The organism is Burkholderia pyrrocinia (genome assembly GCF_003330765.1).
GTDB lineage: Bacteria > Pseudomonadota > Gammaproteobacteria > Burkholderiales > Burkholderiaceae > Burkholderia > Burkholderia pyrrocinia_B.
Genome location: NZ_CP024902.1, coordinates 1,902,940 through 1,926,811 on the forward strand (window position 1 = coordinate 1,902,940; position 23,872 = coordinate 1,926,811).

General features: G+C 68.9%; 21 protein-coding genes, 1 pseudogene and 2 riboswitches. Of the genes and pseudogenes, 16 read left to right on the plus strand and 6 right to left on the minus strand.

Features of this window, described 5'->3' with window-relative positions:
- Positions 1–28 precede the first annotated feature (28 nt).
- From CUJ89_RS09145 to CUJ89_RS09170, 6 genes are all read left to right on the plus strand, one after another.
- Positions 29–1,405: a lysine N(6)-hydroxylase/L-ornithine N(5)-oxygenase family protein gene (locus CUJ89_RS09145; RefSeq protein ID WP_114177047.1), complete on the plus strand. Its 1,377-nt coding sequence runs from the start codon at positions 29–31 to the stop codon at positions 1,403–1,405.
- A gap of 20 nt (positions 1,406–1,425) precedes the next feature.
- Positions 1,426–3,690 carry a TonB-dependent siderophore receptor gene (locus CUJ89_RS09150; RefSeq protein ID WP_114177048.1) on the plus strand — a complete coding sequence of 755 codons (2,265 nt, stop codon included), beginning with the start codon at positions 1,426–1,428 and terminating at the stop codon, positions 3,688–3,690.
- A gap of 86 nt (positions 3,691–3,776) precedes the next feature.
- The gene (locus tag CUJ89_RS09155; protein ID WP_114177049.1) at positions 3,777–4,616 is read left to right on the plus strand and encodes a formyltransferase family protein; all 840 of its coding nucleotides are present in this window, start codon (positions 3,777–3,779) and stop codon (positions 4,614–4,616) included.
- Complete coding sequence (locus tag CUJ89_RS09160; protein WP_114178555.1) at positions 4,616–5,632, plus strand: GNAT family N-acetyltransferase; 1,017 nt, start codon at positions 4,616–4,618, stop codon at positions 5,630–5,632. Before CUJ89_RS09155 ends, CUJ89_RS09160 begins: the two co-directional genes overlap by 1 nt.
- Positions 5,633–5,892: 260 nt before the next feature.
- On the plus strand, positions 5,893–6,156 hold the full coding sequence (gene vapB, locus CUJ89_RS09165; RefSeq protein WP_114177050.1) for a type II toxin-antitoxin system VapB family antitoxin: 264 nt from the start codon (positions 5,893–5,895) through the stop codon (positions 6,154–6,156).
- On the plus strand, positions 6,153–6,569 hold the full coding sequence (locus tag CUJ89_RS09170; protein ID WP_114177051.1) for a PIN domain-containing protein: 417 nt from the start codon (positions 6,153–6,155) through the stop codon (positions 6,567–6,569). Before vapB ends, CUJ89_RS09170 begins: the two co-directional genes overlap by 4 nt.
- 43 nt (positions 6,570–6,612) lie before the next feature.
- Here the strand turns inward: CUJ89_RS09170 and CUJ89_RS09175 are convergent, their stop codons facing one another.
- Together CUJ89_RS09175 and CUJ89_RS09180 are read right to left on the minus strand one after the other, a co-directional pair.
- A complete protein-coding gene (locus CUJ89_RS09175; RefSeq protein ID WP_114177052.1) occupies positions 6,613–7,518 on the minus strand; it encodes a nucleotidyl transferase AbiEii/AbiGii toxin family protein in 906 nt (301 codons plus the stop codon).
- Positions 7,487–8,560: a type IV toxin-antitoxin system AbiEi family antitoxin gene (locus CUJ89_RS09180; RefSeq protein ID WP_114177053.1), complete on the minus strand. Its 1,074-nt coding sequence runs from the start codon at positions 8,558–8,560 to the stop codon at positions 7,487–7,489. Before CUJ89_RS09180 ends, CUJ89_RS09175 begins: the two co-directional genes overlap by 32 nt.
- 343 nt (positions 8,561–8,903) lie before the next feature.
- On the opposite strand from CUJ89_RS09180, the gene CUJ89_RS09185 reads away from it, so the two are divergent.
- The 3 genes and pseudogenes from CUJ89_RS09185 to CUJ89_RS09195 all read left to right on the plus strand — a co-directional run.
- Entirely contained in the window at positions 8,904–10,067 is a 1,164-nt protein-coding gene (locus tag CUJ89_RS09185) for a M20 aminoacylase family protein (protein WP_114177054.1), read from the plus strand.
- A gap of 116 nt (positions 10,068–10,183) precedes the next feature.
- Complete coding sequence (locus CUJ89_RS09190; protein WP_114178556.1) at positions 10,184–10,429, plus strand: type II toxin-antitoxin system ParD family antitoxin; 246 nt, start codon at positions 10,184–10,186, stop codon at positions 10,427–10,429.
- Positions 10,430–10,513: 84 nt separating this feature from the next.
- A pseudogene (locus CUJ89_RS09195) lies at positions 10,514–10,714 on the plus strand (type II toxin-antitoxin system RelE/ParE family toxin); the annotation flags it as partial.
- 91 nt (positions 10,715–10,805) lie between these two features.
- Here CUJ89_RS09195 and CUJ89_RS09200 read toward each other — a convergent pair.
- The 4 genes from CUJ89_RS09200 to cobA are packed head-to-tail and all read right to left on the minus strand — an operon-like array spanning position 10,806 to position 13,933.
- Positions 10,806–12,110, minus strand: a complete 1,305-nt coding sequence (locus tag CUJ89_RS09200) for a cobyrinate a,c-diamide synthase (RefSeq protein ID WP_114177055.1) — start codon at positions 12,108–12,110, stop codon at positions 10,806–10,808.
- A gap of 2 nt (positions 12,111–12,112) precedes the next feature.
- Complete coding sequence (cobO, locus tag CUJ89_RS09205; protein ID WP_114177056.1) at positions 12,113–12,715, minus strand: cob(I)yrinic acid a,c-diamide adenosyltransferase; 603 nt, start codon at positions 12,713–12,715, stop codon at positions 12,113–12,115.
- A gap of 34 nt (positions 12,716–12,749) precedes the next feature.
- Positions 12,750–13,124: a cobalamin biosynthesis protein gene (locus CUJ89_RS09210; RefSeq protein ID WP_114177057.1), complete on the minus strand. Its 375-nt coding sequence runs from the start codon at positions 13,122–13,124 to the stop codon at positions 12,750–12,752.
- Complete coding sequence (gene cobA / locus CUJ89_RS09215) at positions 13,124–13,933, minus strand: uroporphyrinogen-III C-methyltransferase (RefSeq protein WP_201752223.1); 810 nt, start codon at positions 13,931–13,933, stop codon at positions 13,124–13,126. Before cobA ends, CUJ89_RS09210 begins: the two co-directional genes overlap by 1 nt.
- 109 nt (positions 13,934–14,042) lie before the next feature.
- A riboswitch (cobalamin riboswitch) is annotated at positions 14,043–14,280 on the minus strand.
- Positions 14,281–14,406: 126 nt separating this feature from the next.
- Positions 14,407–14,672: riboswitch (cobalamin riboswitch) on the plus strand.
- 187 nt (positions 14,673–14,859) lie between these two features.
- Between cobA and CUJ89_RS09220 the strand changes: the two genes are divergently transcribed.
- From CUJ89_RS09220 to CUJ89_RS09250, 7 genes are all read left to right on the plus strand, one after another.
- The gene (locus CUJ89_RS09220; RefSeq protein WP_114178558.1) at positions 14,860–15,918 is read left to right on the plus strand and encodes a HoxN/HupN/NixA family nickel/cobalt transporter; all 1,059 of its coding nucleotides are present in this window, start codon (positions 14,860–14,862) and stop codon (positions 15,916–15,918) included.
- Between the two features lie 25 nt (positions 15,919–15,943).
- A complete protein-coding gene (cobW, locus tag CUJ89_RS09225) occupies positions 15,944–17,023 on the plus strand; it encodes a cobalamin biosynthesis protein CobW (protein WP_114177058.1) in 1,080 nt (359 codons plus the stop codon).
- Positions 17,024–17,029: 6 nt separating this feature from the next.
- Positions 17,030–20,839, plus strand: coding sequence for a cobaltochelatase subunit CobN (gene cobN, locus CUJ89_RS09230; RefSeq protein WP_114177059.1), 3,810 nt, complete (start codon positions 17,030–17,032; stop codon positions 20,837–20,839).
- Positions 20,836–21,912: an ATP-binding protein gene (locus CUJ89_RS09235; RefSeq protein WP_114177060.1), complete on the plus strand. Its 1,077-nt coding sequence runs from the start codon at positions 20,836–20,838 to the stop codon at positions 21,910–21,912. The genes cobN and CUJ89_RS09235 overlap by 4 nt, the downstream gene beginning before the upstream one ends.
- A gap of 68 nt (positions 21,913–21,980) precedes the next feature.
- Entirely contained in the window at positions 21,981–22,589 is a 609-nt protein-coding gene (locus CUJ89_RS09240) for a vWA domain-containing protein (RefSeq protein WP_114177061.1), read from the plus strand.
- 81 nt (positions 22,590–22,670) lie between these two features.
- The gene (locus tag CUJ89_RS09245; RefSeq protein ID WP_114177062.1) at positions 22,671–23,123 is read left to right on the plus strand and encodes a YaiI/YqxD family protein; all 453 of its coding nucleotides are present in this window, start codon (positions 22,671–22,673) and stop codon (positions 23,121–23,123) included.
- 172 nt (positions 23,124–23,295) lie between these two features.
- The gene (locus CUJ89_RS09250; RefSeq protein WP_114177063.1) at positions 23,296–23,868 is read left to right on the plus strand and encodes a DUF1993 family protein; all 573 of its coding nucleotides are present in this window, start codon (positions 23,296–23,298) and stop codon (positions 23,866–23,868) included.
- Positions 23,869–23,872: the final 4 nt, after the last annotated feature.

Consider the following 23,872-nt stretch of genomic DNA (forward strand, 5'->3'; position numbering starts at 1 on the left):
CCGGATTCACCGACAAGGGAGCTGAAACATGCAGAGAGAAACCGTATTCGACCTGATCGGCGTTGGCTTCGGGCCGTCGAATCTGGCGCTGGCCGTGCGCCTCGCGGAGCGCAGCGGCGCGCGCACGTTCGCCCATTGTTTCGTCGAGCGCCAGCCGGAATTCGGCTGGCATCGCGGGATGCTGCTCGACGACTGCCGGATGCAGATTTCGTTTCTGAAGGATCTCGTCACGATGCGCGATCCGAAAAGCCGCTACACGTTCATCAACTACCTGTTCGAACGCGGCCGGCTGAACGAATTCGTCAACCTGAAGAACTTCTATCCGACCCGCGTCGAATTCCACGATTACCTGAGCTGGGTCGCCGATGCGTTCGACGATCGCGTCCATTACAGCGAGACCGTGCTGGCGATCGAGCCCGTGCGCGGCGACGGCGCGCGGATCGACGCGCTGCGCGTGCTGTCGCGCGATGCCGCCGGCCACGAGCGCCAGCGCGTCACGCGTGCGCTGTCGGTCGGTGTCGGCGGCACGCCCGCGATTCCGGACGCATTCGCCGCGCTCGGCCGTGATCGCGTGATCCATTCGTCGTCGTATCTCACCGACATCGACCGGCTCGTCGCGTCGCCGGACGGCGAGCGCCGCCGCGTCGCGGTGATCGGCGCGGGGCAGAGCGCGGCCGAGGTGTTCATCGACCTCGCGCGCCGCTTCCCGCATGTCGACGCGAGCCTGGTGATGCGCGCCGGCGCGTTGAAACCGGCCGACGACAGCCCGTTCGTCAACGAGATCTTCAGCCCCGCGTTCACCGACGTCGTCTATGCGCAGCCGCACGACGCGCGCCGCGCGCTGCTCGAGCGCTATCGCGATACGAACTACGCGGTGGTCGACCGGCCGCTGATCGAGCAGATCTACGAAATGCTGTACCTGCAGCGCATCGACGGCACGCCGCGTCATGCGCTGCTCGCGAACAGCGCAATCGAGGCCGCGGCGCGCACCGCCGACGGCCGCATCGAGCTGACGCTGCGCGACCGGATGAGCGGCGACACGCGCGTCGAGTGCTTCGACGCGCTCGTGCTCGCGACGGGCTACCGCCGCGACACGCATTCGGCGCTGCTCGAAGGGCTCGCGCCGCACCTGGGCGACGCGCTCACGCGCGGCGATGTCACGCGCGACTACCTGCTTGCGACGCCCGAGCACTTCGCGCCGCGCATCTACCTGCAAGGCTGCTGCGAAGACAGCCACGGATTGTCCGACACGCTGCTGTCGGTCCTGGCGCGCCGCGCGGACGAAATCTGCGCGTCGCTCGAAGACGGGATCGCGCCCGCCCATGACGATGGCGCGGCCCGGGCACCGCAGGAAAAACGACAGGAAAACGGGGTGAGCGCGGGCCGGATGGCTTTCGCTCTTTGACAAAGGCGCGGTGAGACCGCATGAAGAAAGTGGAGCAGAGAAAGATGGAGTGGGCAACAGGCACGCGTTTGCGTGCGATCGCAGCCGCGGCGAGCGTGGCGTTCGGTGCGGCAGCAGCGGGGCAGGCAGTGGCCCAGACGGCGCCGGCCGTGAACACCGGCGCCGCGGCGTCGGCCAGCAGTGCGCAGAACGCCGCGGCGTCCAGTGCGTCGACCAGCGCACCGAATGGCACGCTGCCGGCGATTACCGTCAATGCGGCCTCGGAAGGAGACGGCACGGTCGGGCTCGTCGCGAAGCGCAGCAAGACCGGCACCAAGACCGACACGCCGATCAACGAGATCCCGCAGACGATCAACGTCGTCACCGCGCAGCAGATCGAGATGACCGGCGCCACCGACGTGAACGCGGCGCTGCGCTACGTGCCGGGCTTCTCGTCGTACGGTTCGGACAACCGTTCGGACTGGTACGCGGCACTGCGCGGCTTCACGCCGACCGCGTACGTGAACGGGCTGCAGGTGCCGAACACGATCAACCTCGCGAGCTGGCGCGTCGATCCGTACATGATCGACAGCATCACCGTGCTGCGCGGGCCGACATCGGTGCTGTACGGCGCGGGCGACCCGGGTGCGATCGTCGACGTGCAGACCAAGCTTGCCGACGGCGAGCGCGTGCGCGAGGCGGGCGTGCAGATCGGCAACTACGCGCGCAAGCAGTTCATGATCGACGTCGGCGACAAGATCGATGCGGACGGCAAGTACGCGTACCGGTTCGTCGGCGTCGCGCGCGACGGCAACGCGCTGACCGGCCCGAACAACGACCAGCGCGTCGCGCTCGCGCCGTCGTTCCGCTGGCGCCCGAATGCGGATACGTCACTGACGCTTTCCGCGACCTACCTGCAGGACTGGGGCGACATCTCGTCGAACTTCCTGCCCGCGCAGGGCACGGTGCTGCCGAACCCGAACGGGCAGATCAACAAGGACGTCTACGAGGGCGACGGGAACTTCAACTACTACCGCAAGAAGCAGTGGTCGGTCGGCTATCAGTTCGAGCAGAACCTGACCCCGGCGTGGACGTTCCGCCAGAACGTGCGCCTGATGCACCTGTCGCTCGACAACGGGTCGGTGTTCGGCAACGGTTTCGTCGAAGGCAGTACGACCGACGTGTCGCGCTGGGCCGGCGTGTTCCAGATGAACTACAGCCGCTTCGACATCGACAACAACGTGGAAGGCCGCTTCGCGACGGGCCCGCTCCAGCACACGCTGCTGCTCGGCTTCCATTACAACCGGCAGACCGCGACCGACAGCGAATGGCTCGCCGCGGCGCCGCCGCTGAACATCTACAACCCGGTCTACCTGCCGGTCACGACGGCCGTGTTCGACCCGGCCTCGACGTTCCGCACCAACACGTACACGACGATGAACACGTTCGGCCTGTACGCGCAGGACCAGATCAAGTGGAACCGCTGGACGCTGACGCTCGGCGGCCGCGAGGACTGGGTCAACATGCGGATGGACGACCGCGCGGGCGGCACGCAGTCGAAGGCGGACGTCTCGGCGTTTACCGGCCGCGTCGGCCTCACGTACCAGGGCGATTACGGGCTGTCGCCGTACATCAGCTACGCGACGTCGTTCAATCCGCTGATCGGCGTGAACCTGGTCGGCGGCGGGCTGCCGCAACCGACGCGCGGCAAGCAGATCGAGGCCGGCCTGCGCTGGCAGCCGCCCGGCAAGAACCTGATGCTGAACGCGGCGATCTACCAGATCAACCAGACCAACGGGATCACGCCGGCGCTGCCGGGTCAGGACACGACCGGCACGAAGTCCGTGCAGACGGGCGAAGTGCGTTCGCGCGGGATCGAGCTGAGCGCGACCGGCAAGGTCACGCCGAACCTGTCGCTGATCGCGTCGTACGTCTATCAGGACGTGAAGAACGTGAAGGCCAACGACGTGTCGCTGAACAACTGGCCGGTCGACATTCCGCGTCCGCGTCAGATGGCGTCGCTGTGGGCCGACTGGACGTGGCACACGGGCGCGCTCGCGGGCTTTGGCCTGGGCGGTGGGGTTCGCTACCAGAGCGCGTCGGCCGGTGCGGCCGACAACTCGCTGACGGTGTCGAGCGTCACGCTGTTCGACGCGGGCGTGCACTACGACACGCGTAACTGGCGCTTCGCCGTGAATGCGACGAACCTGGCCAACCGCCACTACATCAGCGGTTGCCAGTCGATGAACGTCTGCGTTTTCGGCACCGACCGCACGGTGATCGCGACCGCGAAATACAACTGGTGACGTTGCGCGCCGCGGCTCGCCGGCGGGCCTTCGTGGCCGGCGCGGGCCGGCTGCGGCGCCTTCGTCCGCTTTTCCACGACGCATCCATGCCGAAGAAAAATCTCGTCTACATCCAGTCGCTGCGCAACGGTGCGGCCGATCGTGCCGGCCAGCCGGTCGCTTATCAGGGCGGCACGCGCTACATGAAGGCGCCGCTCGAATTCCTCGTCGAGCGCCTGAACGACTCGCCGCTCGGCGAGCGCTACACGCTCAGGGGCGTGATCGTCGACGACGACGACGGTTCGCCGGCCGACCGTGCGAAGGTCGCCGATTACGGCTTCGCGCGCACGCCGGGCCGCCCGTGGATCCTGCCGGACGGGTTGACGGTGCACGGCCGGCCGGTCGACGAACTGTTCTGTTCGATTCCGTCGACGTACCGGCGGCTGCCGCGCGACGCGAGCGAGCGCATGGCCGGCAAACAGGCGTTCGAGCGCCGCGTGCTCGAGCGCCTGCTCGAGCTCGACGCCGACGTCGTCGTGCTCGACGGGCTGCTCGTGATCCTCGACGAACTCGTGCGGCCCGGCGCGCGCTTTCACCGGCGCATCGCCAACATCCACCCGGGCATCACGGCCGACGATTCGCCGTACCAGCGGCGCGGCGCGTGGGCGACGCTCGACGCGCTGCATGGCGCGCGCGGTGAGCGGGTCGACTGGGCGAGCGGCGCGACGTCGTCCGTGGCGCCCGTGACGATGACGGGCGCCTCGTTCCACTACGTCGACAACGGCATCGATTCCGGCGAGGTGATCTGCGACGTGCTCGACACGCCGATCGCGCCGGACGACACGATTCTCGAACTGCGCTGGAACAACTTCCAGCGCAGCCTGTTTCCGGCGCTCGAGCGGGGGCTTCACGTCCTCGCCGACCGCCACGACACGGGAGCACTGTGATGGAAGACACGCTGACGAAACCGGCCGGCGCGGCGGACGCCGTCGAAGGTGAAGTGGCCGCGGCGCTCGATGGCGCCGCACATGACCAGGCGACGCAGGTCGCGGAGCACACGCTCGACGCATGGCATCCCGACGACTCGCCGGACTGGCTGCTCGCGGCGTTCGTGCCGTTGTTCAATACCGACACGCGGTACGACGCGGCGACGATCTCGGTGCCGCTCGGCGGCGCCAGTGCGGCGGCCGTCGCGTCATACGTGGCGCGAGCAGTGCGCGAGGGCGTGATCGACGGCGCGCAAGTCGCGGGCGACACGCTGCGGCTCACCGTGTCGCGCACGACGTTCTGGCAGAACCCGCGGCCGTGGCTGAAGGCGCCCGCATCGGGCGGCATGCCGCTGCGCTACGCGATCACGAACGGCCACCGGCACCCGGTGCGGCCGCCGTCTCCGGCCGGCGAAGTCTACGCACGCTACATGCCGCAGGTGGGGATGACGTTCAGCCTGCGCACCGTCGACATCGACGCGCACGCGGACCTGTTCAGCGGCTGGATGAATCTCGACCGCGTCGCGCATTTCTGGGACCAGCGCGGCACGCGCGACGAGCATGCGGCATATCTCGCCGAGCGGCTCGACGATCCGCACATGCACCCGATGATCGGCTATTTCGACGACACGCCGTTCGGCTATTTCGAGTTCTACTGGGCCAAGGAGGACCGTCTCGCGCCGTTCTACGACGCGCACGACTACGATCGCGGGCTGCACCTGCTGATCGGCGACTCGCGCTTCCAGAGCGCCGGCAAGCTGCATGCGTGGTGGAGCGGGGTGCTGCACTACATGTTCGTCGACGAACCGCGCACGCAGCGGCTTGTCGGCGAGCCGCGCGTCGATCACGTGCGGCACATCGCGTACATGCACCGGCTCGGGTTCTACACGCTGAAGGAATTCGACTTCCCGCACAAGCGCGCGGCGCTCACCGTGATCGAGCGCGATACCTTCTTCGACACTTTCCGGTTGCCGTGACGGGGTGGCACGCGCGGCGCGCCAGGCGACGTTCCGCGCGCCACGCGCAGGCTCGCTACCCGCTGCATCGGCCGTCCGGCATATGGACCGCGCGGCCCCGGTCGTGAAGAATGGATCGCTCCTCTTGGCGATCACAGGTTCACGACATGGCGAAAACACCCGCGGCAGCGTGGGGCACGACCCCCCGCTTGCACACGCCGATATTGACATATGCCAGCATATGCATAAAATGGGCGCATCGTAGTCCCGTGGAGTGGCTTATGCGCACCGTTTCCATTTTCAAGAACGCCCGTAACCAGGCGATCCGCATCCCGAAGGACATGGAGTTCGAAGGAGTGACGGAGCTCGAGATCCGTCGCGAGGGCGATACGCTGCTGCTGCGCCCGGTGCGTCCCACGTGGACCTCGTTCGCGAACGAGCCGCTGGCCGACGCCGATTTCCTCGCCGATCGCCCGGCCGTCGTCGAAGCCGGCCGCTTCGACCTGTCCGGCAGCGATGGCACACCGACGGAGTCCGGCCGGTGACCACGCTCTACATGCTCGATACGAACATCTGTTCGTTCATCATGCGCGAGCGGCCGCCGGTGGTCCTGTCGCGGTTGCAATCCTGCGTCAATGCGCAGCACCGGATCGTCGTATCGGCAATTACCTATGCCGAGATGCGGTTCGGTGCGGTCGGCAAGAAGGCATCGCCGAAGCATGCGGAACTCGTGACGGCCTTTGTCTCGCGGCTGGACGGCGTGCTGTCGTGGGATACGGCGGCCGTGGACGCGACGGCCGCGATTCGCGCCGATCTCGCCGCGCGCGGCACGCCGATCGGCGCAAACGACGCGTCGATCGCCGGGCATGCGATCGCGGCCGGCGCGGTGCTCGTGACGAACAACGGTCGGGAATTCGGCCGTGTCGCGGGGCTGTCGCTCGAGGACTGGGCGGCCTGAGCACGGCGAAAGCGCGATGGCGCAGCTGTTCCGCAGCGGCGCATCACACAGGTGGGGAGGGCGGATCGGCGAGGAATGCGTTGCGGAACGCGTCGAGATACCGGTCGGCTTCGTCGCTGAATTCACCCGGCAACAGCGCGAACGCGCGTGCCAGCAGATCCTGGCCGAGCGTCGCGTAAGTCGCTTCGTCGGACAACAGCGCGCGGATGGCGTCGCGCGTTTGCGGCGAAGCAATCCGTTTCGCATCTCGCGCGAGCAGCGCGGCGGCGGCGAGACCCGGCTGGAACGCATGCGTCTCGAGCAAGTCCGGCGCGGCATCCCAGATGCGTTCGCGATTGCCGGTGTCGTGAAAATTCCGCAGCAGGAACAGCAGGTCATACGCGTCGCTGTTCTGGCGCGCGCGCCGGTCCTTCCATGCGAGCAACTTCAGCAGCGCGAGCGCCGGCAGGCTGGCCACCGGCACCACGGTGCGTGCGTCGATCGACACCGGCTGCGCCGTGTCGACCGCTTCCCGGAACCCGAGCACGTTCAGCACGAAATCGCCGCCCGGCGGCCACGCGATCTCGCCCGGCGGCGTTTCGAGCGGCCCGAACGGCACGAGATCGAGCTCGGTGCGAAAACCGTGCGTTCCGCTTTCGAATAGTAGTTTCTGCTGCTGTTTCGGCGCGCGCGTGAATTGCCCGGTCGCGACGAGCGCATCGACGAGCTGCTCGTGAAACGGCCAGCTCACCGCGCACACCGCGACGTCGACGTCCCGCGTCGCGCGCACCGGCCGGATGCCGTATACGTGCCACATCAGGATGTCGCGCGCGGTTGCGCCGGCGACGACGAAGGCTGCATCGAGGCGCGCGCAGGCCATGCTGACCGCTTGCAGCAGCGCGACCGCCGCCGGCTCGAGCGGCCGGCGTGCATCGACTTCAAGCGGGCGGGTGGGCGAGGTATCGGTCATGGATCCGTTCGGCGGCGGCAAGATTGCGGCTGTCCCCGGACGAGACGAGATCCGCGTAGATCAGGAGCGGCGGCACGAGCGGCACATCCTGCTCGTGCCAGTCGAGCACAGGCGAGCGCGGCCAGAACGCTTCGAGGATCTCGACGTCGCCGCGATCGTCCGGACGCAGGCGGGCCTGGAGCAGCAGGCGGTTCGGCACCGTGCCGTGCGTATAGACGGTGATCGCGGCCGGCTTCAGATCGTGCGTCAGCAGGTCGGCCGCCGGCTCACCGCCGAGCCGCGCGTCGAATGCCGCGAAATCGAACCCGCGCCACCAGTCGGGCGCGAGGCCGGCAAACCGCCGGCTCGGCAGTTTCGCGCGCAAGCGGCTCGGGTACAGCGCGACCCATTCCTGCACGAAGCGCGGCCAGTCGGGAATCAGGCGCTCGCCGTTGCGGCGTCGCCCGACGAGGCCGCGCTCGATCAGATCGTCCATCGCGAGATTGACCGTGCCGAGCGCGACACCCGATGCGGCGGCAATCCCCCGATACGGCTGCGCGACGAGGCCTGGCTGCGTCGCGAGTGCGAACATCACGGCGAGCCCCTTCGGCGTCGTCGCGCGCGACGCCTGCCGACGTGGTGCGCGTGCGGGCTTCGGCCGGCCCGCGATCAGCACGGTGGCCTCCGGCTGAATCAGGCATGTGTTGCCGGCGGTATCGAGAAACGGGATGCCCTGGTCGGTCAGGCCGGCGGCCAGTTCGGCCGAAAGATGCGGCGCGACCAGCATCAGCGGCCGCTCGCCGGGCTTCGGGGTTCCGCCGCCGCGGCGGCGCAATTCCGCGAGCGCGCCCGCCAGCGATTCGACGCGCAGGCTCACGGCGACCGGCATCTCGAATGCCTGCCCGGCAACGTCGAAGCGGATCATCGCGTCGGCACGCGCGTTGTACGCGGCCGGTACGCGCACGGGCCGCGCCTTGAAGCGCCGGGTCGCGCGTTCGAACGCGGCGCAGGCTTCGTCGAGCACGTGCTGTTCCGACCTCGGGAGGGTGGCATTCTCGGGCATCAGAGCGGATCGCTTGTTCACTTTTTTGTCAGCGTACACAAAAAATGTACGTGCGTCAAAAAATGAACAATCTTTCACAAGCCTTTGATGTATAGGAAGTATTCCGAATACTTCAGCGACAGCCAATAGATCCTCCTCACTTGGGAAATCGATGTCGAACAGGCAGTTTCGCGCATGCCGATCGCGCGAGGCAGTCATCCGGATGGCCGGTTTCCGTCTGTCCGTGCATCACGTTCGCCCGGCAACTGAAGGTTGTCTCAGCGACGACTTTCCGTCTGCCCGGTTGCCGTTGAACCGACTATCCTTGCCTGCACCTTCCCCGCAGAACACAGGAGACGACACCGTGACGCACAGCGTGATCCCCGCAGGCCTCGCCGATGAAATGATCCAGATCCGGCACCGCATCCATGCCCATCCCGAGCTGGGCTTCGAGGAATTCGCGACGAGCGATCTCGTCGCGGAGCAGTTGCAGTCGTGGGGCTATACGGTGCATCGCGGGCTCGGCGGCACGGGCGTCGTCGCGCAGTTGAAGATCGGCAACGGCGCGCAGCGTCTCGGCCTGCGCGCGGACATGGACGCGCTGCCGATCCACGAGGCAACCGGCCTGCCGTACCAGAGCACGATCGCAGGCAAGATGCACGCGTGCGGCCACGACGGCCACACCGCGATGCTGCTCGCGGCCGCGAAGCATCTCGCCCGCGAGCGGCGCTTCTCGGGCACGCTGAACCTGATCTTCCAGCCGGCCGAGGAAGGGCTCGGCGGCGCGAAGAAGATGCTCGACGAAGGGCTGTTCGAGTTGTTCCCGTGCGACGCGATCTTCGCGATGCACAACATGCCGGGCTTTCCGACCGGCAAGTTCGGCTTCCTGCCGGGGCCGTTCATGGCGTCGTCGGATACCGTGATCATCGACGTGCAGGGCCGCGGCGGCCACGGTGCGGTGCCGCACAAGGCGATCGACTCGGTCGTCGTCTGCGCGCAGATCGTCATTGCGCTGCAGACGATCGTGTCGCGCAACGTGTCGCCGCTCGACATGGCGATCGTCACGGTCGGCGCGATCCATGCGGGCGAAGCGCCGAACGTGATTCCCGATCGCGCGCAGATGCGCCTGTCCGTGCGCGCGCTGAAGCCCGAGGTACGCGTCCTGCTCGAGACGCGCATCAAGGAAGTCGTGCATGCGCAGGCGGCCGTGTTCGGCGCGACCGCGACGATCGACTACCAGCGCCGCTACCCGGTGCTCGTCAACGATGCGGAGATGACCGCGTTCGCGCGTAGCGTCGCGCGCGAGTGGGTGGGCGATGCGAACCTGATCGACGGCATGGTGCCGCTCACCGGCAGCGAGGATTTCGCGTTCCTGCTTGAAAAGCGGCCGGGCTGCTACCTGATCATCGGCAACGGCGACGGGGAAGGCGGCTGCATGGTGCACAACCCCGGCTACGATTTCAACGACGCGGCGCTGCCGACGGGTGCGTCGTACTGGGTCAAGCTGGCCGAGGCGTTCCTGGTGTGACGGAGAGGGCGACGTATGCGGCGCGGGGCCGGACATCGACGAGGTTGCCGGAGCGGCCGAATGAGAAATGTACCAAATTTTGGTATAGGGTGGTCGCCTTGAAACGGAGGTGGCTCATGTCGCGAAACACATCCGTTTCCCTGGGCGACCGCTTTGCCGAATTCGTCGACGCTCAAGTGCAATCGGGGCGCTATGGCTCCGCAAGCGACGTCGTGCACGCCGGTTTGCGACTCCTCGAGTCACACGAAACGCAAATGCGTGCGTTGCAGGAAGCGTTGAAGGCCGGTGAGGCATCAGGGGTGCCCAAGCCGTTCGACAGCGAGGCCTTCCTGGCCCGCATGCGGGCAACGCATGGCGGTTAAAGGCAAACAGCTTCAGCTGAGTTTGCCGAACTCGATCTCGAAGACACTTGGCGCTATACCGTCGAGCATGGGTCGCTCGAGCAGGCAGACCACTACCACCGCGATCTGATTGGGACCATGGAAGCGTTGGCGCACGGCAAAAAGGCGGGTCGGATTTGCATTGTTCGGGATGGGTATTTCCGGTATGCCGTTGGTGCTCACGTCGTGTTCTATCGCGAAACGGACGACACGATCGATGTGATTCGGGTCCTGCATCAGCGGATGGATATCGAACGACATCTGTAGCCGCGCACGTCGAGCGGCGCGATTGTCGCAAAGCGGCCCACCAACCCGGTATGCCTTGTGCCGCCGTGATCCGAGCGCGGCATCGATCAATCTAGAATGCTTCCCCGCTGAACAACGCCGCGACCGCATCCGGATTCGACGGCCAGTACATGTGCATGTACGTCGCGACGATCGCGCCGCTGCGATAGACGGCTTCGCCGCTGCCCGGCGCGCCGTCGGGGCGCGCGGCGCTCGCGACCGGTTCGAGCGGCGTCGCGAGCCGCGAGTAGTGGAACGTATGACCGCGCATCGGCCCGGTGCGCGTCTCGAACTGCTGCATGCCGAGCGCCGCGAACCGGCGCTGCATCGTCGCATGGCCCGGCAGCAGGCCGAGCATCGGCGTCATTGCGCCGTCGACGTCCGTCAACGACTCGCAGAGATACACCATCCCTCCGCATTCCGCGACGATCGGCCGGCCGGCGTCGGCGTGCGCGCGAATCGTCCGTGCGGTTGCGGCATTCGCCGCGAGCATCGCCGCATGCAGCTCCGGATAGCCGCCCGGCAGGAACAGCGCGTCGCAATCGTCGGGCACGCCCTCGTCGGCGAGCGGCGAGAAGAACCGCAACTGCGCGCCGAGCGCGTCGAGCAGCGCGAGATTCGCGGGATAGATGAACGAGAACGCCGCATCGCGCGCCACCGCGATCCGCTTGCCGGCGAGCGCGCGCGGCAGCGGGGCGGCGGCTTCTGGCTCGGCGAACGAGACCGCTGGCGGCAGTTCCGCGAGTGCTGTTCCAGCAAGCACGTCGGCCGCGCGATCGAGCCGTGCATCGAGATCGTCGATGTCGTTCGGCTGGTGCAGGCCGAGGTGCCGCTCCGGCAGCGCGATGCTCGCATCGGCCGGCACATGCCCGAGCCAGCGCAGGTCGTCGGGCAGCGCCTGCCGCAGCAATTCCGCGTGCCGTTCGGAGCCGACGCGGTTCGCCAGCACGCCGTGAAACGGCAGCCCCGGCCGGAACCGCGCGAGCCCGAACGCGATCGCCGCGAACGTCTGCGCCATCGCCTTCGCGGAAATCACCGCGACGATCGGCACGCCGAACGCGGCGGCGAGATCGGCACTGCTCGGCGTGCCGTCGAACAGCCCCATCACGCCTTCGATCAGGATCAGGTCCGCCTCGCGCGCGGCATCGGCCAGCAGCGCGCGGCAGCCGGCCTCGCCGACCATCCCGAGGTCGAGCGCATGCACGGGCGCGCCGCTCGCGCGTTCGAGCAGCATCGGATCGAGAAAATCGGGCCCGGTCTTGAACACCCGCACACGGCGGCCGAGCCGGCGGTGCAGCCGCGCGAGGCCGGCCGTCACCGACGTCTTGCCCTGGCCCGACGCGGGCGCGCTGACGAACAGCGCGGGGCAGGCCGGCACGGTCAGAACTCCACGCCGCGCTGCGCCTTCACGCCTTGCTCCTTGTACGGATGCTTGACGAGCCGCATTTCGGTGACGAGATCGGCCGCGTCGATCAGCGCATCGGGCGCATGCCGCCCGGTCACGACGACATGCACCGGGTCCGGACGCGCGACGAGCGTCGCGAGCACTTCGTCGAGCGGCAGGTATTCGTACTTCAGCACGGTGTTCAGCTCGTCGAGGATCACCATCCGGTAGTCGCCGCTTTCGATCATCCGGCGCGCCTCGTCCCAGCCCTTGCGCGCGGTCGCGATGTCGGCGTCGCGGTTCTGCGTGTTCCACGTATAGCCGTCGCCCATCGTCACGAAGTCGCATTCCGCGACCGCGCCGAGGAAGTCGCGCTCGGACGTGTGCAGCGCACCCTTGATGAACTGCACGACACCCAGCCGCATGCCGTGGCCGAGCACGCGCACGGCCATGCCGAATGCGGCTGTGCTCTTGCCCTTGCCGTTGCCGGTGTGGACGATCAGCAGGCCCTTTTCGTGGGTGGCGGCGGCCTGCTTCTTCTCGTGGCCGGCGCGGCGGCGTTCGGCCATCCGCTGATGGGATTCGGAGTCGGTCTTCATCGGGAATCGTCCTGTCGAAAGCGAAACAAAGGGTTCAGAGCGGGCCGGCGAGTGCGACCGTCACGCCGTCCCGGATGGATTTGGGGCCCAGCAGCCGGCCGTGCGGCGCCGCGAGCTGCGCGCACGGCTCGGCCACGCCCGCGACGCCGTAGCGCGCGAGCGCGGCGTCCGACGGGCCGCTCGCGGCCAGTTCGGGACGGCTCGCGAGCCGCGCCGCGTCGAACGCGACGAGCCGCCAGCCGCGTCGCGCGCACAGCGTACGCAGCGCGCGGGCACGCGCCTTGTCGGCGAGCGTTGCGACGATCGCCGGTTCGGCGAACGGGTAAAGCGCCAGCGCCGCGCGAATCGCGGCATCGAGTTGCGCGGCCGTGACGCTTGCGCGGAAACCGACGCCGAGCGCGACGCGCATCACGCACCGCCGCCGAGCGCCGCCCGCACCGCCGGATCGTCGGCAAGCGCCGCGACGCGGCCGATCACGACGATCGCCGGCGAACCGATGCCGGTCGCGCCGACGCGTTCGACGAGGGTATCGAGCGTCGCGAGCACGTGCCGCTGCCCGGGGCGCGTGGCATTCTCGATCGCCGCGCACGGCGTATCGCCGGGCAGGCCACCGTCACGCAGCGCCGCCGCAATCGTATCGAGCCGGCGGATGCCCATATAGATCACGATCGTCAGGCGCGTCGCCGCAAGCGCGCGCCAGTCGGGTTCGTCGGCGCCCGCGCCGTGGCCGGTGACGAAGATCACGCCCTGCGCGTCGCCGCGCTGCGTGACCGGAATGCCGAGCGCGGCCGGCGCGGCGATGCCCGCCGTGATGCCGTTCACGACCTCGACCGGAAAGCCCGCCGCGCCGAGCGCGGCCAGTTCCTCGCCGCCGCGGCCGAACACGAACGGATCGCCGCCCTTGAGCCGCGCGACGCTGCGGCCCGCGCGCAGGTGCGCGAGCATCGCGGCGACGATCGCTTCCTGCGGCGTGGAGGCATGACCGCCGCGCTTGCCGACATGCTCGATCTGCGCGTCGGCGCGCGCATGACGCAGCACGTCGGGGTTCACGAGATCGTCGACGAGCAGCACGTCCGCCGCGCCGATCGCGCGTACGGCCCGGAGCGTCAGCAGGTCGGCGTCGCCGGGGCCGGCGCCGATGAGCCACGCGCGGCTCATCGCGCGCGGCACGGCACGCACCGTGTCGAAACAGTGGAACAGGGAAGGCGGGCGGCACATCGGCGGCCGGCGGGCAGGCAAGGCATGACGGATCGGGCGAAGCCCGCGCGAACGCGAGCGGAATACGCACCCCATCCGTCCCCCGCGGATCGGGCGTTCGGCGAGCGTCGGGCTCGCCCCTTGCGTCGGCCGGTATCCGGGCTGGCCGCTTGCCAGGCCGCGGCCTTCCCGCCCGGCTGAAGGGCAGTGGCATCGTGGGCGGCATGGGCGCGTGCGCGGGGAAGCGCGTCGCGCGGGCGGCGTACCGTTGCGGGGACAGCACAGGCCGGGCGGTCGTCCGCCTCCTGTTTCCCGTTTAACTGCATGCGCGGAATGCGCATGCGAGCACCGAACGCGGCGCATACGATAGCACAGCGGTCCGCCCGCGCGAACCCGCTGCGCCGATGCCGGAAGCGGCCTCCGACATGGTGCGGCAGCCATGCAAAACGCCGTTCGGCGGCTCACGCCGCCTTGACGCTCCCGCCACCGGCGCCTACACTCGCACGCGTTTTGGTGCTCGCGCGCGCCCTTCCGGCGCGCGCAGTTAAACGGGAAACAGGGAGCCTGCCTGCGTCGCAGTCGAGCCAGCCTGTGCTGCCCCCGCAACGGTAAGCGAACGCATCGTGCCCGCCGCGATGCAGCGCCGCTTCGCCGCATGCCGCGCGCATGCGGACGACCGCCACTGGATGCCCTGCGCATCCGGGAAGGCGAAGCGGCGTGTTCGTCAGCCCGGATACCGGCCTAAACGTTGGGGTTCAGCGCCGCGGGGAGGCGGCGCATCGTCCACGGCCGCAGCGTGCCCGACACCCGAGCGTCTCCCGATTCCCGTCGTCCGACCGCCTGCGCGAGTGCGCATGATCCGGCCCGATGACGGGCCGGAGCGCGCAGGGCCGCGCAGCGACGGCCGTGTTGGCATTCTGCATGTCGACCGTTCGCAAAGGAGCGTCATGCTCGATTCGCTGTTTCGCCTGTTCAACGACAGCTCATCCGGGCTGCGCGGCAAGATCGTCGCAATCTATGTGCTGCTGATCGTCTTCAACGCAGGCGCGTGGGTCTGGGTGTTCGCCGCCTTCCATGGCCAGCCGGTGCTGCTCGGAACCGCGCTGCTCGCGTACGTATTCGGCCTGCGCCACGCGGTCGACGCCGACCACATCGCGGCGATCGATAACGTCACGCGCAAGCTGATGCAGGAAGGCCGCAGCCCGCTCGGCGCGGGCCTGTTCTTCTCGCTCGGCCATTCGACGGTGGTGATCGTGATGTCGGTCGTGGTTGCGCTGACGGCGGCGTCGATCGCAGGCTTCGACGGCTTGCGCGCGATCGGCGGGACGATCAGCACCTGCGTGTCGGCGTTTTTCCTGCTGCTGCTCGCGGCCGCGAACCTGATGATTTTGATCTCCGTATGCCGGACGTTCCGCGCGGTGAAGCGTGGAGAGCCGCTCGTAGAAGAGGATCTCCATCTGCTGATGAACAAGCGCGGCGTGTTTGCGCGCATTTTCCGGCCGTTGTTCCGGCTCGTGTCGCGCAGCTGGCACCTGTATCCGATCGGTTTCCTGTTCGGGATCGGCTTCGACACCGCGACCGAGATCGCGCTGTTCGGCATCTCGGCAACGCAGGTGCAGGGCGGGATGTCGTTCTGGTCGGTGATGGCGCTGCCCGCGCTGTTCACCGCCGGCATGACGCTCGTCGACACGACCGACGGCATCCTGATGATGGGTGCGTACCGCTGGGCGTACGTGCGGCCGATCCGCAAGCTCTACTACAACATCACGATCACGTTCGTCTCCGTGCTGGTCGCCGCGCTGATCGGCGGCATCGAGGTGCTTGCGCTCATCGCCGACAAGCTGTCGCTGCAAGGCCCCGTCTGGGATTTCGCATCGATGGCGGCCGCGCATTTCGGCATGCTCGGCTACATCGTGATCGGGCTGTTCGTCGCGAGCTGGCTCGTGTCGGCCGTGATCTACCGCGTGAAGCGCTACGACGAAATCGACGTGACCATCTCCGTCTGATTCCTTTTCCGACACAGGACCTACCATGACCCTACGCAAGCTTCCCGTCACGATCGTCACGGGCTTTCTCGGCAGTGGCAAGACGACACTGATGCGCCACATCCTGCAGCACGCCGAAGGCCGCCGCATCGCGGTGATCGTCAACGAATTCGGCGAGCTCGGCATCGACGGCGAAATCCTCAAGGGTTGCGGCATCGGCTGCGACGACGCGCAGGCCGAAGCGTCGGGCCAGCTTTACGAGCTCGCGAACGGCTGCCTGTGCTGCACCGTGCAGGAAGAGTTCTATCCGGTGATGGAGGCGCTCGTCGAGCGGCGCGCGGACATCGACCACGTGCTGATCGAAACGTCGGGGCTCGCGCTGCCGAAGCCGCTCGTGCAGGCGTTCAACTGGCCGACGATCCGCAACAGCTTCACGGTCGACGCGGTCGTGACCATCGTCGACGGGCCGGCCGCCGCGAGCGGCCAGTTCGCGGAAAACCCGCAGGCCGTCGACGCGCAGCGCCGCGCCGATCCGAACCTCGACCACGAATCGCCGCTGCACGAACTGTTCGCCGATCAATTGTCGTCCGCCGATCTCGTGATCGTGAACAAGGCCGATCTCGTCGGCGACGCGCAGTTCGCGCAGATCGAAACCGCGATCCGCGACGAGATTCCGCCGCAGGTGAAGATCGTGCGCGCGACGCGCGGCGAACTCGATCTCGCGATGCTGCTCGGCCTTGAATCCGCGTCGGAAGAAACGATTCACCTGCGTCACGACCATCATGGCTCGGCCGACGACGGCGATCACGATCACCATCACGACGATTTCGACTCGGTGGTCGTGTCGGGCGACGCGGGCACGCGCGAAGCGACGATCGCCGCGCTGCAGCGCGTCGTCGAGACGCATACGATCTACCGCGCGAAAGGCTTCGCGGCGCTGTCCGGCACGCCGATGCGGCTCGTGATCCAGGGCGTCGGCCGCCGCTTCGACAGCTATTTCGACCGCCGCTGGCAGGACGGCGAAACGCGCGCAAGCCGCTTCGTGCTGATCGGCGAGGATCTCGACGCGGCCGCACTGCAGCGTGCGTTCGACGCCGCGTGCGCGGCCGAACGGCAACCGGCGTAACGCGCGATGCATCTGCTGCGCACCACGCCGGGCGGCTTCGTCGACGATACGCAGGGCGTCGTCCGGATCGATCAGCAGCCGGCCGACATCGTGATCCTGAGCTCGGCCGACACGACGCTGTCGCTGCTCGCGAGCGTCGTGCCGAGGCTGCCGGCCGGCTTCCCGAGCGTGCGGCTCGCGAACGTCACGTTCCTGCGGCAGCCGGCGTCCGTCGATTTCTATGTCGACGACGTGCTGCGCCACGCGAAGACGGTCGTGATCGATCATCTCGGCGGCGAAGCGTACTGGCCGTACGGGATCGAGCAGGCCGTGTCGCTCGCGTCGAAGCGCGGGCAGCAGCTCGCGATGTTCTCGGGCGACCTGCAGGAAGACCCGAACCTCGTCGCGAAGAGCACGGTCGCGCCCGACCGGTGCCGGCTGTGGTGGCGCTACCTGCGCGAGGGTGGCGTGCACAACGCCGAAGCGCTGCTGCGCAGCATTGCATTCCATACGCTCGGCTTCGGCGACGAACCCGAGCTGCCGCGCCCGCTGCCGGCTGCCGCGCTGTATCACCCCGCGCGCGATACGGCGAGCGTCGACGACTGGCGGCCGCGCTGGACGCCCGGCGCGCCCGTCGTCGCGATCCTGTTCTATCGCGCACACTGGCAGGCCGCCAACACGGCCGTGTTCGACGCGCTGGCCGATGCGCTCGTGCAGGAAGGGCTGAATCCGCTGCCGATCGCGGTGACCTCGCTGAAGGACGCGGTGAGCCGCGAGGTCATCACGCGGCTCTGCGACACGCACGGCGTCGCGCTCGTGTTGAACACGACCGCGTTCGCGGCGGGCGCTATCGACGCTGCCGAGCCGGACGTGCTCGCCGGCGACGCACCGGTGCTGCAGGTGATCCTGTCCGGCGGCAATCGCGACGCCTGGGTGGCCGACAACCAGGGGCTGCACGCGCGCGACATCGCAATGCACATCGCGTTGCCCGAGGTCGACGGGCGCATCGTCACGCGTGCGGTGAGCTTCAAGGGGCTCGCGTATCGCTGTCCGCACACCGAGGTCGACGTCGTGCGCTACCAGCCGGACGCCGAACGGATCGCGTTCGTCGCGGCGCTGGCGCGCGGCTGGTGCAGGCTGCGCACGCTCGACAACGCGAGCAAGCGCGTTGCGCTGATTCTCGCGAACTATCCGCAAAGCGAAGGGCGGATCGGCAACGGCGTCGGGCTCGACACGCCGGCGTCCGCGCTGCGCGTGCTCGCGGCGCTGCGCGATGCGGGCTACGCGGTGGCCGACCTGCCGCCCGACGGCGACGCGCTGATCGCGCGGCTCGTCGAAGGCGTGACCAACGATGCGGCCGTGCATGCGCTGCGCCCGGCGTTCCAGAGTTTCGCGCTGGCCGACTACGTCGCGCATTTCGCGCGGCTGCCGGCGGCCGTGCGCGACGCGCTGAACGAGCGCTGGGGCGCGCCCGAAGCCGACCCGACGCTGCGCCACGGGCGTTTCACGATCGCCGGCTGGCGCGCGGGCAACGTGTTCGTCGGCATCCAGCCGTCGCGCTCGCGCGGCGAGAACGACTACGCGAGCTACCACGACGCGGATCTGGTGCCCCCGCACGCGTATCTCGCGTTCTATTTCTGGCTGCGCGACGCGTATTGCATCGACGCGGTCATCCATCTCGGCAAGCACGGCAACCTCGAATGGCTGCCGGGCAAGAGCGTCGCGCTGTCCGACGCGTGCTGGCCCGACCTGACGCTCGGGCCGCTGCCGCACCTGTATCCGTTCATCGTCAACGATCCGGGCGAGGGCAGCCAGGCGAAGCGCCGCGCGCAGGCCGTGATCGTCGATCACCTGATGCCGCCGCTCACGCGCGCGGAAAGCTACGGCCCGCTGCAGGATCTCGAACGGCAGGTCGACGAATACTACGAAGCGCTGATGGTCGATGCGCGGCGCGCGAAGCTGCTGCGCAAGACGATCCTCGCGACGATCGCCGAGCACCGGCTGCACGACGAACTGAGCGTGTCGCCGCCGCGCGACGCGGGCGCCGAGGATGCGCTGCTGACGCGCGTCGACGCGTGGCTGTGCGAGTTGAAGGAAGCGCAGATTCGCGATGGGCTGCACGTGTTCGGTGTGTCGCCGGCCGATCGCCAGCGACGCGACACGCTGCTCGCGCTCGCGCGCTTTCCGGTCAGCGACGGCAAGGGCCCGCGCGCGGGGCTGATCGGTGCGCTCGCGCGCGATCTCGCGCTCGGCGACGGCTTCGATCCGCTGTCGGCCGACTGGGCCGCGCCGTGGGCCGGCCCGCGTCCGGCGATCCTGCAGGCGCTCGACGCAGCGCCGTGGCGCCATGCGGGCGATACGCGCGAGCGGCTCGAACGGCTCGCGCAGCACTGGCTGGACGGGCTGTGCGCGGCCACCGGCGGCAACCACGACACCGACGCGACACCGCCCGGCGAATGGCCGCAGACGCTCGCGGTGATCGAACGCGTCCGCTCGACGCTGATGCCAGCGCTCGACGCATGCGGCGGCGAGGAAATGCGCCAGTTGCTGCGCGGGCTCGACGGCCGCTTCGTGCCGCCGGGGCCGAGCGGCTCGCCGTCGCGCGGCCGTCCCGACGTGCTGCCGACCGGCCGCAACTTCTACTCGGTCGACACGCGCGCGGTGCCGACCCAGGCCGCGTGGACGCTCGGCCTGAAATCCGCGCAGCAACTGATCGAGCGCCATCTGCAGGATCACGGCGACTATCCGCGCGCGATCGGCCTGTCCGTATGGGGCACGGCGACGATGCGCACCGGCGGCGACGACATCGCGCAAGCGTTCGCGCTGCTCGGCGTGCGGCCGAAATGGGCGCACGGCAGCCATCGCGTGACCGACTTCGAGATCCTGCCGATCGAGATCTTCGACCGGCCGCGTATCGACGTGACGCTGCGCGTGTCGGGCTTCTTCCGCGACGCGTTCCCGAACCTGATGCACCTGTTCGACGCAGCCGTGCAGGCCGTCGCCGCGCTCGACGAGCCCGAGGAACTGAACCCGATCCGCGCGCGCATCGAGCGCGAACGCGCGAAATGGATCGCTCAGGGCGTGCTGCCCGACGAAGCGCGGCGCCGTGCCGGCTGGCGCGTGTTCGGTTCGCGTCCGGGCAGCTACGGCGCGGGCCTGCAGGACCTGATCGACCAGCGCCGCTGGCAGACCGACGCCGATCTCGCGGAAGCCTACCGCCAGTGGGGCGGCCACGCGTACGCGCAGAACAGCGCGGGCGACGCCGCGCCCGACGTGTTCGGCGAGCGGCTGGCCGCGATCGACGTCGTCGTGCAGAACCAGGACAGCCGCGAGCACGACATCCTCGATTCGAACGACTACTACCAGTTCCAGGGCGGGATGACGGCGGCCGTGCGGCACCTGTCCGGGCAGCAGCCGAGCCTCTACCACGGCGACCATGCGAACCCGGCCGCGCCGAAGATGCGCACGCTGCGCGAGGAGATCGCGCGCGTGATCCGCTCGCGCGTCGTCAACCCGAAATGGCTCGACGGCGTGAAGCGCCACGGCTACAAGGGCGCGGCCGAGATGGCCGCGACCGTCGACTACCTGTACGGCTATGACGCGACCGCGCGCGTGCTGTCCGACCACCAGTACGCGCTCGTCGCCGACGCCTACCTGTTCGACGACGACACGCGCGCGTTCCTCGAACGGCACAATCCGAAGGCGCTGCACGGCATCTGCGAACGCTTTGTCGAGGCGATGCAGCGCGGCCTGTGGCAGCAGCCGGGCGACTATCGCGAACGGATCGAATCGGTCTGGCTCGCGAGCGAACAACTCCAGGAAGGGGAACGGCGATGACCGATCCGACGATGCACCGCGCCCGCGCGGTTTTTCCGTTTGCGGCGCTCGTCGCGCAGGCTGCGTTGCAGCAGGCGCTGCTGCTCGCCGCGATCGACCCGTCGCTCGGCGGCGTGCTGGTGAGCGGGCCGCGCGGCACTGCGAAATCGACCGCCGCGCGCGGTCTCGCCGAGTTGCTGCCCGAAGGGCAGTTCGTCACGCTGCCGCTGTCGGCGAGCGACGAGCAGGTGACGGGCACGCTCGATCTCGCGCATGCGCTGGCCGAAAACGGCGTGCGCTTCCGGCCGGGCCTGCTCGCGCGTGCGCATCTCGGTGTGCTGTATGTCGACGAAGTGAACCTGCTCGCCGACGGGCTCGTCGACACGCTGCTCGACGTCGCCGCGAGCGGCGTGAACATCGTCGAGCGCGATGGCGTGTCGCACGCGCACGACGCGCGCTTCGTGCTGGTCGGCACGATGAACCCCGAGGAGGGCGAGCTGCGTCCGCAGTTGCTCGACCGCTTCGGGCTGATGGTCGAACTGGAGAACTGCTTCGATGCCGCGCAGCGCGAGCGGATCGTGAAGGCGCGCCTCGCGTTCGATCTCGATCCGGATGCATTCCGCGCACGCCATGCACCTGCGCAGCGCGAACTCGGCGACCGGATTCACGCGGCGCGCGCACGGCTGGCGACGCTGGATCTCGACGATGCGGTCCATGCGCGTGTCAGCGCGCTGTGCATCGACGCGGCAGTCGACGGGCTGCGCGCCGATCTCGTGATGCTGCGCGCCGCGCGCGCACTCGCCGCGCTGGAACAGGCCGATGCGGTGACGGTCTCGCATGTGGCGCGGGTGGCCGAAGCGGTGCTGCGGCACCGGCGCCATGCGGGTGTGCCGCCGGCTTCCGGATCGTCGCAGCCAAGCGATGAACCCGACGATCGCCCGCCGCCGGAGGCGCACCGGCGGCCTGACGACCCACCGGGCGCGACCCGGAACGATGCCACGGCATCGCAGGGCGACTGGGGTTACCTGCCGCCCGAGCCGGCCGGGCTACGCGACGTGAAAAGCGTGGTGCCGCTGCCGCTAAAAAAACGCTGAGCCATCGAGCCGGCGCCGCCGCGAACACCGTTCGCGGTCCTCGATGGCAGTCAGGCGCAGCCGCGCGCGTGCCGGGCACGGCGCGCGCCGGCACGGCCGTCGCATGGCCGGCGACGCTCGCCGCGAAGCGCGGCGGCCCGCTGCATCACGGCCATCTGCGCTTCCGTAAACAGTCTGGCGCGCCGCACGCGCTGCATTGCTTCGTGCTCGACTGCTCGGCGTCGATGCTGTCGCATGATCGGCTCGCGCTGGCGAAGGGGCTGATCGTCGCGTATTTCGATCGCGCCGCGCGCGATCGCGTCGAAACCGCGCTGATCTGCTTCGGCGGCAACGGCGCCGCGCGGCGCTTCGGCCCGGCCGTGCCGCGCTGGTGGAATGCGCGCTGGCTCGAACCGGTCGACGGCGGCGGCGGCACGCCGCTCGCGGACGGCATCGCGGCCGCCGCGCACTTGCTCGCGCGCGATGCGCGGCGCGAGCCCGACAAGCAGCGCTGGCTGTGGGTGCTGTCCGACGGGCGCACGCGCGAGACGCCGGCGAAACCCGCGGCGGCCGATCACGTCGTGTTCGTCGACTTCGACGATGCGGCCGTGCGGATCGGGCAGGGCGCACGGCTCGCCGATGCGTGGGGCGCGCAGTGGGTGACCGCCGACGCGCTTTGCACGGACGTCGCGGGCTGATGGCCGGATTGCCGGCGCGCGACACGGGCCGGCGGTGCGATATGATCGCCGCTTCTGCTTCTGCCCACTGGAAAACCCGCCATGCAAGTACTGGTCGATGCCGACGCGTGTCCCGCCGTCATCAAGGACATGCTGTTTCGCGCCGCGCGTCGTGCCGAAATCTGCGTGACGCTGGTCGCGAACCAGTTTCTGCGCACGCCACCGTCGCCGTTCATCAAGGCGCTGCAGGTGCCGGCAGGCTTCGACGTGGCCGATGCGCGCATCGTCGAGCTGGTCGAGACCGGCGACCTCGTGATCACCGCCGACATCCCGCTGGCCGCCGCCGTCCTGGACAAGGGCGCGCATGCACTCGACCCGCGCGGCAACTGGTTCAGCCGCGAGAACATCGAGGAACGCCTGTCGACGCGCGCGATGATGGATCAGTTGCGCAGCTCGGGCGTCGACACGGGCGGGCCGGCGCCGTTCAGCGCGCGCGACGGCAAGGCGTTTGCATCGCAGCTCGACCGGTTCCTGGCACGACACGGCAAGCCGTGACGCGGCGTTCCGGCGGCCATGCGCCATCGATCGTCCCGCATGCGGGAACGCGCGCACGCGCCGCGCGACACGCCGCCGGGGCCGTATCGGATCGTGTGCGTCGACCAAGCCGGGATGCAGTTTTTCGCCGACGCTGATATCGTGGCGCGAACCACTACCCGGGAGTGCACGCGTGTCACCGACCCAACTTCTCGTTCCGACGTTGACCCAGATGCTGCGCGCGCAGTCCGCGTGGCTCGACAAGGCTGTCGCGCACCGGCAGGCCGCGGGCGACGAGCCCGATGCGGTGATGACGTTGAAGCTGGCGGCCGACATGTATCCGCTCGCCGCGCAGGTGCGCTTCTCGTGTTTCCAGGCGATGGAGCCGGTCTACCGGCTGCGCGGCGAGCCGTTGCCGGCTGCGCTGCTGGCATTGCGCGAGGCCGGATGGAACGCGGATGCGCAGCCCGGCTCGCTGGGCGACGCGCAGGCGATCATCGCGGGCACGCTCGCCTTTCTCGGCGAACTCGCGCCGGATGCGCTCAATGGCGGTGCCGCGCTGCCGATCGCGCTCGAACTGCCGAACGGAATCGCGTTCGACATGACGGGCGAACAGTACGCACGCGACTGGGCGCTGCCGCAGTTCTACTTCCACGCGATCGCCGCGTACGCGATCCTGCGCCATCACGGCGTCGAGCTCGGCAAGGCAGACTACGTGCCGCACATGCTCGCGTACGTGCGGCCGGGCACGATTCCGCAAGGGTGAGCGG

What these genes read in the sequence shown, in the direction of transcription:
- CUJ89_RS09145 (WP_114177047.1), top strand. Translation starts at nt 29, where the DNA reads ATGCAGAGAGAAACCGTATTCGACCTGATCGGCGTTGGCTTCGGGCCG.
- CUJ89_RS09150 (WP_114177048.1), top strand. Translation starts at nt 1,426, where the DNA reads ATGAAGAAAGTGGAGCAGAGAAAGATGGAGTGGGCAACAGGCACGCGT.
- CUJ89_RS09155 (WP_114177049.1), top strand. Translation starts at nt 3,777, where the DNA reads ATGCCGAAGAAAAATCTCGTCTACATCCAGTCGCTGCGCAACGGTGCG.
- CUJ89_RS09160 (WP_114178555.1), top strand. Translation starts at nt 4,616, where the DNA reads ATGGAAGACACGCTGACGAAACCGGCCGGCGCGGCGGACGCCGTCGAA.
- vapB (WP_114177050.1), top strand. Translation starts at nt 5,893, where the DNA reads ATGCGCACCGTTTCCATTTTCAAGAACGCCCGTAACCAGGCGATCCGC.
- CUJ89_RS09175 (WP_114177052.1), bottom strand. Translation starts at nt 7,518, where the DNA reads ATGACCGATACCTCGCCCACCCGCCCGCTTGAAGTCGATGCACGCCGG.
- CUJ89_RS09180 (WP_114177053.1), bottom strand. Translation starts at nt 8,560, where the DNA reads ATGCCCGAGAATGCCACCCTCCCGAGGTCGGAACAGCACGTGCTCGAC.
- CUJ89_RS09190 (WP_114178556.1), top strand. Translation starts at nt 10,184, where the DNA reads ATGTCGCGAAACACATCCGTTTCCCTGGGCGACCGCTTTGCCGAATTC.
- cobO (WP_114177056.1), bottom strand. Translation starts at nt 12,715, where the DNA reads ATGAAGACCGACTCCGAATCCCATCAGCGGATGGCCGAACGCCGCCGC.
- CUJ89_RS09210 (WP_114177057.1), bottom strand. Translation starts at nt 13,124, where the DNA reads ATGCGCGTCGCGCTCGGCGTCGGTTTCCGCGCAAGCGTCACGGCCGCG.
- cobA (WP_201752223.1), bottom strand. Translation starts at nt 13,933, where the DNA reads ATGTGCCGCCCGCCTTCCCTGTTCCACTGTTTCGACACGGTGCGTGCC.
- CUJ89_RS09220 (WP_114178558.1), top strand. Translation starts at nt 14,860, where the DNA reads ATGCTCGATTCGCTGTTTCGCCTGTTCAACGACAGCTCATCCGGGCTG.
- cobW (WP_114177058.1), top strand. Translation starts at nt 15,944, where the DNA reads ATGACCCTACGCAAGCTTCCCGTCACGATCGTCACGGGCTTTCTCGGC.
- cobN (WP_114177059.1), top strand. Translation starts at nt 17,030, where the DNA reads ATGCATCTGCTGCGCACCACGCCGGGCGGCTTCGTCGACGATACGCAG.
- CUJ89_RS09235 (WP_114177060.1), top strand. Translation starts at nt 20,836, where the DNA reads ATGACCGATCCGACGATGCACCGCGCCCGCGCGGTTTTTCCGTTTGCG.
- CUJ89_RS09245 (WP_114177062.1), top strand. Translation starts at nt 22,671, where the DNA reads ATGCAAGTACTGGTCGATGCCGACGCGTGTCCCGCCGTCATCAAGGAC.